The organism is Pseudomonas sp. P20, from assembly GCF_016463925.1.
In the GTDB taxonomy this organism is placed as follows: Bacteria; Pseudomonadota; Gammaproteobacteria; order Pseudomonadales; family Pseudomonadaceae; genus Pseudomonas; species Pseudomonas aeruginosa.
In genome coordinates this window covers 98510-111194 of record NZ_JAEMVM010000002.1, presented here as the reverse complement: position 1 = coordinate 111194, position 12685 = coordinate 98510, and the positions used below count along the sequence as shown (strand labels likewise).

Here is a 12685-nt window from a genome sequence, read left to right as displayed (position 1 = left end):
TAGCCTATGCGCTTGTTCCGTTGCCTTGCCCTGCTGCTCTCACTGGCCGCCCCCGCGGCATTCGCCGGCGGTCCCTACCAGGTGGAACTGGTGGTGTTCCGCCAGGCCGGCGATGCCGTGCCGTCCAGCCAGCCGGCCCCGGACGACTGGGCCACCGGCGCACAGCCGCTGGCCAGCGACGCCCTGCGCGCCACCGCGCTCGACAACCAGCTCGCCAAGCTCAGCCAGGACAACGGCTACACCGTGCTGCTGCACAAGGCCTGGCGCCAGGACATCGGCGAGACCCCGGCGAAGATCGCCCTCAGCGAAGGCCAGGAACAGGATCATCATTTCCCGGTGGAAGGTACGCTGACCCTCAGCCAGGTGCGCTTCGTCGACATGGAGGCCGATTTCTGGGTCAATCGCTTCGGCGACGACGGTTTCCTCGCCGGCAGCCAGCACATCAGGCAGGGCACGCGGCTGAAGAATGGCGAACTGACCTATCTCGACCATCCGAGCCTGGGCATCCTGATCAAGGTGGTGCCGGTCGGCGCCCGTCCCGCCGCCCCCAATCCCATGGAAATGGAAGAACAGCAGGCACCGGCGGACGCGCCCCCCGTCGAAGGCGGCTTCGACGCCGCACCTCCTGCGCAATAGCGAAAAAGGCCGCAATAGCGGCCTTTTTTTCGTTGCGATGGCCGCCTAGCCGGCCAGGACCCGCGCCAACACCTCGCGCACCTTGCCGATGCCATCGTGCAACGCCTGTTCGATTTCGGCCATGGTGATGATCCCCGCCGACTTGCCCGCCGCGGGATTGACCACCAGCGCCAGGCAGGCGTAGGGCAGGTCCAGCTCGCGGGCCAGTGCCGCCTCGGGCATGCCGGTCATGCCGACGATATCGTTGCCGTCCCGCTCCAACCGGGCGATTTCCGCCACCGTTTCCAGGCGCGGTCCTTGGGTGCAGGCGTAGACCCCATGGCTGCTGTGCGCCAGCCCCAACGCACGCAACGCCTCGATCAGGCGCTGGCGCAACGGCTCGTCATAGGGGTGGCTGAAGTCGATATGGGTGACATGCTCGATATCGCCGGCGAAATAGGTGTGCTCGCGTCCCGAGGTGTAGTCGATCAACTGGTGCGGCACGCACAGGTGCCCCGTTCCCATCGCCGCATGGATGCCACCCACCGCGTTGACCGCGATCACCGCCTCGGCACCCGCCTGCTTCAGCGCCCAGAGATTGGCCCGGTAGTTCACCTGGTGCGGCGGGAAGCGGTGCGGATGACCGTGACGTGCCAGGAACAGCACCTCGCGCCCGGCGTAGCGGCCACGCTGGAGCGGCGCGGACGGCGCGCCATACGGCGTTTCGATCGGCAGGGACTCGCTCAGCGTCAGCCCTTCCAGCTGGGTCAGGCCGGTTCCTCCGATAATCGCGTAGACACTCATCGACAGCTCCCTCAATCAATCAGTTGCGCAGCGCGCAACGCGGACAGTGCTTCCAGCCAGCGCGGCTGCTGGCGATAGTCGGTATTCGCGTAGCCCTTGCCACGCATGCGTTGCAGACGCGACGGCGGGGTCACCTTCAGGCGTTGCAGGGCAGCCAGGGCCAGCTCGGCGGAAGCCCGGTCGTTGCACACCAGGCCCATGTCGCAGCCCGCGGCCAGGGCGGCCTCGATGCGGCTGGCGGCGTCGCCAACCACATGGGCGCCGGCCATCGACAGGTCGTCGCTGAATATCACCCCGTCGAACTTCAGCTCGCCGCGCAGGATCTCCTGCAACCAGCGCCGGGAAAAGCCGGCGGGCTGCGGGTCGACCTGCGGATAGATGACATGGGCCGGCATCAGCGCGTCGAGCTGTCCGGCCAGGCGGGCGAACGGAACCAGGTCGCTGCGCCGGATTTCCTCGAGACTGCGCGCGTCTTCGGGAATCGCCACATGGGAATCGGCCTCGGCCCAGCCGTGACCGGGAAAATGCTTGCCGGTGGCGGCCATCCCGGCGGCATGCATGCCGCGAATGAAAGCACCGGCAAGCAGCGCGGCACGCTCCGGGTCGCCCTCGAAGGCGCGGCTACCGACCACGGCGCTGCGCTGGTGGTCGAGATCCAGCACCGGCGCGAAACTCAGGTCGAGGCCGACCGCCTGCACCTCGGTCGCCATCAGCCAGCCACAATGCTCGGCCAGCTCTTCGGCATTGGGGTTGTCGGCGATCGCGCGCATCGCCGGCAGGCGCACGAAGCCCTGGCGCAGGCGCTGCACGCGCCCTCCTTCCTGGTCGACGGCCAGCAACAGGTCGGGACGGATGGCGCGAATGGCCGCACACAGTTCGCGAACCTGGGCAGGATGCTCGATGTTGCGAGCGAAGATGATCAGCCCGCCCACCTCGGGGTGGCGCAGGATTTGGCGGTCCTCGGCGGTCAGCCAGGTGCCGCCGATGTCGAGCATCAGAGAGCCTTGCATGAAGAGTCCTATGGCCTGGAAATCAGCGAAGCCCGCCGTCACGGGCCTCAGACAGCGCACACTGTACTGCACCCGGCAGAAAGACTTAAGTCCCGGGGCGGTACCGCGCGCCTGCCAATGGAGCCGGCCCGGCGCATGGAGTTCCGCCCGGAGCACAGAGAAAGGAGAAAGGAAAACGGCGCCCTGGGGCGCCGTCTGCGATCAGGCCTTGGCGGGCGTCTTGTTCCGCGGGCGCAGTTGCGCCCCGGCCAGCAGCGGATCGTCGATGCCGCTCTCGGCGCGCATGCCGGCAGCGAAGAACGGCACCATCAGGTGCATCACCTGCTCGGTGGAAGTGTTCACGCCGAAATCGGTTTCCGCCATCGCCCGCAGGGCCTTGATCCCCGACATGCTGAAGGCGGCCGCGCCGAGCATGAAGTGCACGCGCCAGAACAGCTCGATGGGCGGCAGCTTCGGCGCAGCCTCGTTGACCAGCAGCATGTAGCGCCGGAAGACCTTGCCGTAGACCTCCTCCAGGTACTTGCGCAGGTGCCCCTGGCTCTGGCTGAAGGCCAGGCCGAGCAAGCGCATGAAGATCGACAGGTCGTTGCCGCTGCGCGGCTTCACCGCCATCGCCTGGGACACCAGCAGGTGCAGGAGGTCCTCCAGGGTGGCGTGCTGGGCCTCGGGCTTGGCCTGGCGACGATCCAGCTCCTTTTCCAGGCTGGCGCAGAATGGCCCGAGGAAGCGCGAGAACACCGCCTGGATCAGCGCCTTCTTCGAACCGAAGTGATAATTCACCGCCGCCAGGTTGACCCCGGCCTTGCTGGTGATCAGACGCAACGAGGTTTCGGCGAAGCCTTTTTCCGCGAACAGCTGTTCCGCCGCATCGAGAATGCGTTCGACGGTTTCCGACTGGGCCATGGTTTCTCCGCCTGACAAACACTTGTTTGAAACATACGTTTCAGCCACATCCCTTGTCAAGCGGCAGATGACGCACCAGTCAGGAAAATTACAGAGAAGTCCCGAAAAACGGAAGCAAGACACTGGCCAACTTCATCGTGACGCAGGACGAAATGTCATGCGGAAAATCATTGCCACGCCCCGCTCACTGTATATAATCCCAGTCACTGGATAAAAACACAGAGCGACGACATGCAGAAGCTGACGCCCCGCCAAGCCGAGATCCTCTCCTTCATCAAGCGCTGCCTGGAAGACCACGGCTTTCCGCCGACCCGGGCGGAAATCGCCCAGGAACTCGGCTTCAAGTCGCCGAACGCCGCCGAGGAGCACCTCAAGGCGCTGGCACGCAAGGGCGCCATCGAAATGACTCCGGGCGCCTCTCGCGGCATCCGCATTCCCGGCTTCGAACCGCATGCCGCCAACGACGATGAGGGCCTGCCGGTGATCGGACGGGTCGCCGCCGGCGCACCGATCCTCGCCGAACAGAACATCGAGGAATCCTGCCGTATCAATCCCGCCTTCTTCAATCCTCGCGCCGACTACCTGTTGCGCGTGCGCGGCATGAGCATGAAGGACATCGGCATCCTCGACGGCGACCTGCTGGCCGTCCACGTCACCCGCGAAGCGCGCAACGGCCAGGTGGTGGTCGCGCGGATCGGCGAGGAGGTCACGGTGAAACGCTTCAAGCGCGAAGGCAGCAAGGTCTGGCTGCTGGCGGAAAACCCTGAGTTCGCTCCGATCGAAGTCGATCTGAAGGAGCAGGAACTGATCATCGAAGGCTTGAGCGTCGGCGTGATCCGGCGCTGACAGGAGATACCATGCAGACCTCCCACTCGCTGCCCAGCGCCCAGTTGCCACTGTTCCAGGAAGCGTTCTGGGCCAGCAACGGCGCACCCTTGCTCGACGATGTCATCGACAGCCCTTCCAGCGCCTCCATCGAGGAACCCGCTGCCTTTAGCGAACTTTCGCTCAGCGGCCTGCCGGGGCACTGCCTGACCCTGCTCGCACCGATTCTCCGCGAGCTCAGCGAGGAACAGGATGCCCGCTGGCTGACCCTGATCGCTCCGCCGGCGAGCCTGACCCATGAATGGCTGCGCCGCGCCGGCCTGAACCGCGAGCGCATCCTGCTACTGCAGGCGAAGGACAACGCCGCTGCCCTGGCGCTCAGTTGCGAGGCCTTGCGCCTGGGCCGCAGCCACACCGTGGTCAGTTGGCTGGAACCGCTGAGCCGGGCGGCGCGCAAGCAACTGTCCCGCGCCGCCCAACTGGGCCAAGCACAGAGCCTGAATATTCGTCTGGGTTGAAAAAACGGCGGGGGACAGCGTTCAGTGCAGGACGCGGGGGCCTTCGTCGTGTTCCATCTCGCCCTCGGCAAGACGACCGGCCATTTGCACGCCGACATTGAACATGGCCTTGGCCACTTCGACATGCTGGCCTTGCAGGAAATTCTTCGCGTCCCCGGAGAACTCCAGGGTCACCAACGCCTCCTCGTCATCGGCGCGACGCAGCACGATGCGCCCGTCGGGCATTTCTACGATTTCAAGGAAGGATGTTGGCATGACAGACGCTCTCTACGAAGACGCGACATTGTAACAGCCCATCCAGTGCATCCCTAGCCCGCATCCGCCTTCCGGTTCCCCTCTCGCGCCTGTAACGGCGGTTCCAGAGCGCCCGGACGGCATCCGCTAAATTTTTTTGCTGGCAAATCAACCGAGTGGAACGGTAGGAAAATGTCCTACCGCTGATCGGCGAATGACGACGGCGTTACAGCTCCGTCAGGCTCTCGCGAAAACGCAGGACCAATTGCTTCAGCGACTGCCGCCATTCCTCGAGGGTTTCGCGAGAAAGCAAGGGGGCTTCTTCGTCGATACTCACGGCAACGATCAACGGTGTGCTGGGGTCGATCTTCGCTGCCTTGGTCGGTCGCGGCGGCAGGAACAGCTCGGAGTAGGCGCCCAGCAACTGGCCCAGCCAGGTTTCCGGCTGCGACGCCAACTCCACCAGTTCAGCTAGCTCGGGGCTGGGCGCGGCCGCCAGCACTTCGGCATTCAGCAATGCATCCACGCGAGGAGCGGCAGCCTGCGGCAGACGGTAGTAACCGGCGATCTCATGGCATACACCGAGCACTGCGCCATAAAGGTGGAACAGCGCCGACTCGCGCTCCCCCTGGATGATCGCCTGGGCATTCATCGCCCGCTCGGCATCGGCTCGCTTCCAGGCCTCCAGAGCCAACCCGGCGAAATACAGCTTCTGGTTGGTGCGGGTATAAAGCTCTTGGGCCATGCCGGTACTCCCGATTAAAACTGGAAGGAATGCGGAGCGCAGGCCAGGTCAGCGCCCGGCCTTCGCGCAGTATAAGCGCGCCCCATGCAAGCGGGCGCGCCATCCATCAGCGCTTGTCTTCGACCTTCCACTTGCCGCCATCGTAGAAGGCGCGCCAGCCGGTGGGCTTGCCATCGACCTCGGACTGCACGTATTGCTCCTTGGTCTTGCGGCTGAAACGGATCACCGCGGGACGGCCGTCCGGGTCTTTCTGCGGGGCGTCGCAGAGGTAATGGTACTTGGGATCCAGCTCGGCCTTGTGCGGGATGATCTCGCTCACCAACGGCGCGCGGGTCTCGCGGTTCTTCGGGAACTGGCTGGCGGCCAGGAACATGCCCGAAGCGCCGTCGCGCAGCACGTAGATATCGTCCACCTTCTCGCACTTCAATTCAGGCATGCGGATGGCGTCCATCTTCGGCGGCGCCGCCTCGCCATTCTTCAGCAGCTTGCGGGTGTTCTTGCAGGTCGGATTGGTGCAACCGAAGAACTTGCCGAAACGGCCGGTTTTCAACTGCATCTCGCTGCCACACTTGTCGCATTCCAGGCTCGGCCCTTCGTAGCCCTTGATCCGGTACTGGCCTTCCTCGATCTCGTAGCCCGGACAGTCGGGGTTGTTGCCGCAGATATGCAGCTTGTGTTTCTCGTCCAGCAGGTAGGCGTCCATCGCGGTACTGCAGATCGGGCAGCGATGCTTGCCACGCAACACCCGCGACTCGGACTCGCCCTCGTCGTCCGCGGCGATCTCGTCGCCGGGAATCAGGTTGACGGTCGCCTTGCAACGCTCCTTCGGCGGCAGGCTGTAGCCCGAGCAGCCGAGGAACACGCCGGTGGAGGCGGTACGAATCATCATCGGCCGGCCGCACTCGCGGCAGGGAATGTTGGTCAGGGTCGGCTGGTTGGCGCGCATCCCCTTCTCGCTGACTTCGGCCACCTCGAGCTTCTTCTTGAAATCGCCGTAGAACTCGTCGAGCAGGTGCTTCCAGTCGCGCTCGCCCTGGGCCACGTCGTCGAGATGCTCCTCCATCCCGGCGGTGAAACCGTAGTCCATCAGGTTGGCGAAGCTCTCGTTGAGCCGATCGGTGACGATGTCGCCCATCTTCTCCGCATAGAAGCGGCGGTTGTGGGTGGTTACGTAGCCGCGCTCCTGGATGGTGGAGATGATCGCCGCGTAGGTCGAGGGGCGGCCGATACCGCGCTTCTCCAGTTCCTTGACCAGGCTCGCCTCGGAGTAGCGCGCCGGCGGCTTGGTGAAGTGCTGGCTCGGATCGAGCTTGATCAGCTTGAGGTTCTCGCCTTCCTTCATTTCCGGCAGGACGTCGTCCTCGCCCGGCTTGCTCTGCTGCGGCAGTACCCGGGTATAACCGTCGAACTTGAGGATGCGGCCCTTGGCGCGCAGCTCGAAATCGCCGGCGGTGACGCTCACGCTGGTCGAGAGGTATTCGGCCGGGGTCATCTGGCACGCCACGAACTGGCGCCAGATCAGGTCGTACAGGCGCTCGGCGTCACGCTCCATGCCGGACAGCTGGGTCGGCTTGAGGTTGACGTCGGAAGGACGGATCGCCTCGTGCGCTTCCTGGGCGCCCTCCTTGCTCGAGTAGACGTTGGCCTTGCCCGGCAGGTACTTCTGGCCGAACTCGTCCTCGATGAAACCGCGGACCATGCCAATGGCATCGGCCGACAGGTTGGTCGAGTCGGTACGCATGTAGGTGATGTAGCCGGCCTCGTAGAGACGCTGGGCCATCATCATGGTCTTCTTCACCCCGAAGCCCAGGCGGTTGCTCGCCGCCTGCTGCAGGGTGGAAGTGATGAACGGCGCCGAGGGTCGGCTGGAGGTCGGCCGGTCCTCGCGCTTGGCGACGCTATAGGCCGAGGCCTTGAGCTTTTCCAGGGCCGCCATGGCCTGGGCTTCGTTGAGCGGCTTGAAGGCCTCGCCCTTCTCACGGGTAACCTCGAAGCGCACGTTTGCGCCCTTGGCGGTACCGAGGTCGGCATGCACTTCCCAGTACTCTTCCGGGACGAAGGCGCGAATCTCGCGTTCGCGCTCCACCACCAGCTTCACCGCCACCGACTGCACGCGGCCGGCGGACAACCCACGGGCAATCTTCTGCCAGAGCAGCGGCGAGACCATGTAGCCGACCACGCGGTCGAGGAAACGCCGCGCCTGCTGGGCGTTCACCCGGTTGATATCGAGCTCGCCGGGCTGGGAGAAGGCCTCCTGGATGGCCTTCTTGGTGATTTCGTTGAATACCACGCGCTTGTAGCGGCTTTCGTCGCCGCCGATGGCTTCCCGCAGGTGCCAGGCGATGGCCTCCCCTTCGCGGTCCAAGTCGGTCGCGAGATAGACGGTGTCGGCGTCCTTGGCCAGGCGGCGTAGCTCGTCGATGACCTTTTCCTTGCCGGGCAGGATCTCGTACTTGGCCTTCCAGCCATGCTCGGGGTCGACCCCCATGCGCGAGACCAGTTGGCGCCTGGCCTTCTCCTTCGGTGACAGCGCCGGCGCCTCGGAGGCGCTCTTGCGGCCCTTGGCCGCCGGCTCCTTGGAACTCGACGAACCACTGGTGGGCAGGTCACGGATGTGGCCGATGCTCGACTTCACCACGTACTGGCTGCCCAGGTACTTGTTGATGGTCTTGGCCTTGGCCGGGGATTCCACGATGACCAGCGATTTACCCATGGATCGGAAGGTTCCTGCGTCGAAAAGATGAATATAAAGGAGGGAGCGACTAGCGCGGCACCGCTATATATAGTGGCGAACGAGCCAAGGTCAAGCGCGGTCTTCCCCGCCGGGAGCTTTCTGCAAGCCCAGAGGATCGGCCTCGGGACTCACCAGGACGAAGCGCGGCACCCACTCGCCATCGACCTCCACGGCCTCGGTGAACATCTCCAGCGGACGCACCCAGAGACCGAATTCGCCGTACAGCGCCTGGTAGATCACCAGCGCCTCTTCCGTCTCCGAATGCCGCGCGACACCCAGGACCCGGTAGTTCTGTCCCTTGTAATGACGATAGAGCCCAGCCTGCAGGTCCATGTTCCTTACCTTGTCTCGAAAATCGGAAAACAACGGCACAATGCCGACATACAACAGCCCGGTATAGGCACGGATCGCACAATAGGCAAACCCGCGCTCCCGGGGCGTCATTCGCTCGATACAGCCGGAAACGACTGACACTGAAAAACGAAAGCCGGGGCACGAGGCCCCGGCTTTCCCCTTCGACGAACGCTTAGATGCGCTCGAAGACGGTGGTGATACCCTGTCCCAGGCCCACGCACATGGTGGACACGCCAAGGGTACCGCCGTTCTGCTTCATCACGTTCAACAGGGTGCCGGAAATGCGCGCACCGGAGCAACCGAACGGGTGACCCAGGGCGATGGCGCCGCCGTGGAGGTTGACCTTCTCGTCCATCTTGTCGAGCAGCTTGAGGTCCTTCAGCACAGGCAGGGCCTGGGCGGCGAAGGCTTCGTTGAGTTCGACGAAATCGATGTCGGCGATGGTCAGGCCGGCACGCTTGAGCGCCTTGTTGGTCGACGGCACCGGGCCGTAGCCCATGATCGCCGGGTCGACACCCGCCACGGCCATGGAGCGGATCACCGCCATCGGCTGGATGCCCAGGTCCTGGGCGCGCTGGGCCGACATCACGATCATGCAGGAGGCACCGTCGGTGATCTGCGAGGAGGTCCCCGCGGTCACGGTGCCGCCTTTCGGATTGAACGCCGGCTTCAACTCGGCCAGGGTCTCGACGGTGGTTTCCGGACGAATGGTCTCGTCGAAGTCGAAGACTTTCAGGAAACCGTTCTCGTCATACCCTTCCATCGGGATGATCTCGTCCTTGAACTTGCCTTCCTGGGTGGCCTTCCAGGCCAGTTGGTGCGAACGCGCGCCGAACTTGTCCTGCGCCTCACGGCTGATACCGTGCATCTTGCCGAGCATTTCCGCAGTCAGGCCCATCATGCCCGAGGCCTTGGCGGCGTACAGGGACAGGTGCGGGTTCGGGTCGACGCCATGCATCATGCCGACGTGGCCCATGTGCTCCACGCCGCCGATGACGAATACATCGCCATTGCCGGTCTGGATCGCCTGGGCGGCGGTGTGCAGCGCGCTCATCGACGAACCGCACAGGCGGCTGACGGTCTGCGCGGCGCTGGTGTGCGGGATCTGGGTCATCAGCGACGCCATGCGCGCGATGTTCCAGCCCTGCTCCAGGGTCTGGTTGACGCAGCCCCAGATCACGTCTTCCACTTCGGCCGGGTCGACCTTCGGGTTACGCTCCAGCAGCTTGCTGATCAGGTGCGCCGACATGGTCTCGGCGCGGGTGTTGCGGTGCATGCCACCCTTGGAACGACCCATCGGGGTGCGGCCGAAGTCGACAATGACGACGTCTCTCGGATTCAGGCTCATAAATTCACTCTCGCTCTAGTCGTTCCGCGATTAACCGAAGAATTTCTGACCGTTCTTGGCCATTTCACGCAGCTTCGCGGTCGGGTGGTACAGCGCGCCCAGCTCGGCGTACTTGTCGGCCAGGGCCACGAACTCGGCGACACCGATCGAATCGATGTAGCGCAGAGCACCACCACGGAAGGGCGGGAAGCCGATGCCGTAGATCAGGCCCATATCGGCCTCGGCAGCGGTCTCGACGATGCCGTCTTCCAGGCAACGCACGGTTTCCAGGCACAGCGGGATCATCATGAAGTTGACGATGTCCTCGTCGGTCACTTCGCGCTGCTCGACCACGATCGGCTTGAGCACTTCGTAGGCCTGCGGATCGGTGACCTTCTTCGGCTTGCCGCGCTTGTCGGTCTCGTAGGCGTAGAAGCCCTTGCCGTTCTTCTGGCCCAGGCGGTTGGCCTCGTACATCACGTCGACGGCGGTCTTGCCCTCGACCGCCATGCGGTCCGGGAAGCCCTCGGCCATGACGTCGCGGCCATGGTGGCCGGTGTCGATGCCGACCACGTCGGACAGGTAGGCCGGGCCCATGGGCCAGCCGAACTTCTCCATCACCTTGTCGATGCGCACGAAGTCGACGCCGAAGCTCAGCAGCTTGGCGAAGCCGCCGAAGTACGGGAACAGCACACGGTTGACCAGGAAGCCGGGGCAATCGTTGACCACGATCGGGCTCTTGCCCATCTTCTTGGCGTAGGCGACGGTGGTGGCGATGGCGGTTTCACCGGTCTTCTCGCCACGGATCACTTCCACCAGCGGCATCATGTGCACCGGGTTGAAGAAATGCATGCCGCAGAAGTTTTCCGGACGCTTCAGCGCCTGGGCCAGCAGGCTGATGGAGATGGTCGAGGTGTTGGAGGCGATGATCGCGTCTTCCTTCACCGCGCCTTCCACTTCGGCGAGCACGGCTTGCTTGACCTTGGGGTTCTCGACGACGGCTTCGACGATGATGTCGACGTTGCCGAAGTCGCCATAGGACATGGTCGGACGGATGCCATTGAGCGCCTCGGCCATCTTCGCCGGGGTCAGGCGACCCTTCTCGACGCGCTTGCCGAGCAGCTTGGCGGCCTCGTTCAGGCCCATCTGGATACCCTCTTCGCGGATATCCTTCATCAGGATCGGGGTGCCCTTGAGCGCCGACTGATAGGCGATGCCGCCGCCCATGATGCCGGCGCCGAGCACGGCGGCCAGTTTCACGTCCTTGGCGACTTCGTCGTATTTCTTGGCTTTCTTCTTCAGTTCCTGGTCATTCAGGAACAGGCCGATCAGACTCTGCGCGACCGAGGTCTTGGCCAGCTTGACGAAGCCGGCGGCTTCGACTTCCAGCGCCTTGTCGCGGCCGAAGTTGGCGGCCTTCTGGATGCTCTTGATGGCTTCCACCGGCGCCGGGTAGTTCGGACCGGCCTGGCCGGCGACGAAGCCCTTGGCGGTTTCGAAGGCCATCATCTGCTCGATTGCATTCAGCTTCAGCTTTTCCAGCTTCGGCTGGCGCCGTGCCTTGTGGTCCAGCTCGCCGGCGACGGCGCGCTTGGCCAGGTCGAGGGCAGCGGCCTGCAGTTGCTCGGGAGCGACCACGGCGTCGACGGCGCCGACCTTCAGGGCGTCCTCGGCCTTGTTTTCCTTGCCCGAGGCGATCCACTCGACGGCGTTATCGCAGCCGATCAGGCGCGGCAGGCGGACGGTGCCGCCGAAGCCCGGGTAGATGCCCAGCTTGACTTCCGGCAGGCCGACCTTGGCGGTCGCGCTCATCACGCGGAAGTCCGCGGCCAGGCACATCTCCAGGCCGCCGCCGAGGGCGATGCCGTTGATCGCGGCAACGGTGGGTACGTCCAGGTCTTCGAAGTCGCTGAAGATCTTGTTGGCTTCGAGGTTGCCCGCCATCAGTTCCTCGTCGGGCAGCTGGAAGTTGTCAACGAACTCGGTGATGTCGGCACCAACGATGAACACGTCCTTGCCGCTGGTCACGATCACGCCCTTGACCGATGCATCGGCCTTGATCGCATCGACTGCCGCACGCAACTCACTGAGGGTGAGACGGTTGAACTTGTTGACGGACTCGCCCTTGAGATCGAAATTCAACTCGACGATGCCGCCCTCAAGAGGCTTAACCGTGATGGCTTTACCTTGGTAAATCATCAACTGATCTCCACGCTATTATGGAAGCTTGAACTTACACATCGGACGCCGTGTCGGGACCCTTTCGGCAACCGCCGAGCATAGTCCCAAACCCTTCGGCACACCCGCCGACGCGATAACCGGGTCTCTATTGTCGAGGCCTGCGCGAGGCAAACGCTCGATTCATACGCCCGTTTGACTTGGGTGCGCACACATTCCGGCAAAAGCCGGGAATTGTCAATCAGCCATCCGGAAAACACCTGCCCTCCTCCAGGCCCTCTGCGCAGGGCCATTCAGCCAGCCTCTGTCGGACCATTCAGATGTTCGATGATCGGCGCCGTGGGCGCTTGTCCCGGTGCGGAAAGGCAGGCTAGAGTCGCCGCAGATCGCCATGCATGATCGGCCACGGGCCGTTACAAAAGAACAACAAGAAGGCCT

At 64.0% G+C, this 12685-nt stretch carries 12 protein-coding genes; 3 read left to right on the top strand and 9 right to left on the bottom strand.

Annotated elements, in window-relative coordinates; translation table 11 throughout:
* Positions 1-6: 6 nt before the first annotated feature.
* Positions 7-636 carry a CsiV family protein gene (locus tag JHD77_RS01490; protein ID WP_015649141.1) on the top strand — a complete coding sequence of 210 codons (630 nt, stop codon included), beginning with the start codon at positions 7-9 and terminating at the stop codon, positions 634-636.
* Positions 637-681: 45 nt separating this feature from the next.
* Here JHD77_RS01490 and JHD77_RS01485 read toward each other — a convergent pair whose 3' ends face one another.
* The 3 genes from JHD77_RS01485 to psrA form a co-directional block, all read right to left on the bottom strand.
* Complete coding sequence (locus JHD77_RS01485; protein ID WP_003091193.1) at positions 682-1419, bottom strand: S-methyl-5'-thioinosine phosphorylase; 738 nt, start codon at positions 1417-1419, stop codon at positions 682-684.
* A gap of 11 nt (positions 1420-1430) precedes the next feature.
* Entirely contained in the window at positions 1431-2429 is a 999-nt protein-coding gene (gene nagZ / locus JHD77_RS01480) for a beta-N-acetylhexosaminidase (RefSeq protein ID WP_003118092.1), read from the bottom strand.
* A gap of 201 nt (positions 2430-2630) precedes the next feature.
* Complete coding sequence (psrA, locus tag JHD77_RS01475) at positions 2631-3332, bottom strand: transcriptional regulator PsrA (protein WP_003091195.1); 702 nt, start codon at positions 3330-3332, stop codon at positions 2631-2633.
* A 231-nt stretch (positions 3333-3563) separates the two neighbouring features.
* Here psrA and lexA point away from each other — a divergent pair, with 231 nt between their 5' ends.
* Together lexA and sulA are read left to right on the top strand one after the other, a co-directional pair.
* Entirely contained in the window at positions 3564-4178 is a 615-nt protein-coding gene (gene lexA, locus JHD77_RS01470) for a transcriptional repressor LexA (RefSeq protein WP_003091196.1), read from the top strand.
* A gap of 11 nt (positions 4179-4189) precedes the next feature.
* Positions 4190-4675 (top strand): SOS-induced cell division inhibitor SulA, encoded by a 486-nt coding sequence (gene sulA, locus JHD77_RS01465; protein ID WP_003091197.1) that lies wholly within the window; start codon positions 4190-4192, stop codon positions 4673-4675.
* A gap of 21 nt (positions 4676-4696) precedes the next feature.
* On the opposite strand, the gene JHD77_RS01460 is transcribed toward sulA, so the two are convergent.
* The 6 genes from JHD77_RS01460 to fadB all read right to left on the bottom strand — a co-directional run bounded on the left by JHD77_RS01460 (position 4697) and on the right by fadB (position 12268).
* A complete protein-coding gene (locus JHD77_RS01460; protein WP_003109483.1) occupies positions 4697-4930 on the bottom strand; it encodes a hypothetical protein in 234 nt (77 codons plus the stop codon).
* A 205-nt stretch (positions 4931-5135) separates the two neighbouring features.
* Complete coding sequence (locus JHD77_RS01455; RefSeq protein ID WP_003113979.1) at positions 5136-5654, bottom strand: DUF6586 family protein; 519 nt, start codon at positions 5652-5654, stop codon at positions 5136-5138.
* Between the two features lie 106 nt (positions 5655-5760).
* Entirely contained in the window at positions 5761-8367 is a 2607-nt protein-coding gene (gene topA / locus JHD77_RS01450; protein WP_003091201.1) for a type I DNA topoisomerase, read from the bottom strand.
* 90 nt (positions 8368-8457) lie between these two features.
* Positions 8458-8721, bottom strand: a complete 264-nt coding sequence (locus JHD77_RS01445; RefSeq protein ID WP_003109484.1) for a DUF1653 domain-containing protein — start codon at positions 8719-8721, stop codon at positions 8458-8460.
* Positions 8722-8914: 193 nt separating this feature from the next.
* On the bottom strand, positions 8915-10090 hold the full coding sequence (gene fadA / locus JHD77_RS01440) for an acetyl-CoA C-acyltransferase FadA (RefSeq protein ID WP_003113978.1): 1176 nt from the start codon (positions 10088-10090) through the stop codon (positions 8915-8917).
* Between the two features lie 30 nt (positions 10091-10120).
* Positions 10121-12268 (bottom strand): fatty acid oxidation complex subunit alpha FadB, encoded by a 2148-nt coding sequence (gene fadB, locus JHD77_RS01435; protein ID WP_003118095.1) that lies wholly within the window; start codon positions 12266-12268, stop codon positions 10121-10123.
* Between the last annotated feature and the right edge of the window lie 417 nt (positions 12269-12685).

Excerpts from the sequence above, each read along its gene's own strand:
- JHD77_RS01490 (WP_015649141.1), top strand. The coding sequence starts at position 7 with ATGCGCTTGTTCCGTTGCCTTGCCCTGCTGCTCTCACTGGCCGCCCCC.
- JHD77_RS01485 (WP_003091193.1), bottom strand. The coding sequence starts at position 1,419 with ATGAGTGTCTACGCGATTATCGGAGGAACCGGCCTGACCCAGCTGGAA.
- nagZ (WP_003118092.1), bottom strand. The coding sequence starts at position 2,429 with ATGCAAGGCTCTCTGATGCTCGACATCGGCGGCACCTGGCTGACCGCC.
- psrA (WP_003091195.1), bottom strand. The coding sequence starts at position 3,332 with ATGGCCCAGTCGGAAACCGTCGAACGCATTCTCGATGCGGCGGAACAG.
- lexA (WP_003091196.1), top strand. The coding sequence starts at position 3,564 with ATGCAGAAGCTGACGCCCCGCCAAGCCGAGATCCTCTCCTTCATCAAG.
- sulA (WP_003091197.1), top strand. The coding sequence starts at position 4,190 with ATGCAGACCTCCCACTCGCTGCCCAGCGCCCAGTTGCCACTGTTCCAG.
- JHD77_RS01460 (WP_003109483.1), bottom strand. The coding sequence starts at position 4,930 with ATGCCAACATCCTTCCTTGAAATCGTAGAAATGCCCGACGGGCGCATC.
- JHD77_RS01455 (WP_003113979.1), bottom strand. The coding sequence starts at position 5,654 with ATGGCCCAAGAGCTTTATACCCGCACCAACCAGAAGCTGTATTTCGCC.
- topA (WP_003091201.1), bottom strand. The coding sequence starts at position 8,367 with ATGGGTAAATCGCTGGTCATCGTGGAATCCCCGGCCAAGGCCAAGACC.
- JHD77_RS01445 (WP_003109484.1), bottom strand. The coding sequence starts at position 8,721 with ATGGACCTGCAGGCTGGGCTCTATCGTCATTACAAGGGACAGAACTAC.
- fadA (WP_003113978.1), bottom strand. The coding sequence starts at position 10,090 with ATGAGCCTGAATCCGAGAGACGTCGTCATTGTCGACTTCGGCCGCACC.
- fadB (WP_003118095.1), bottom strand. The coding sequence starts at position 12,268 with ATGATTTACCAAGGTAAAGCCATCACGGTTAAGCCTCTTGAGGGCGGC.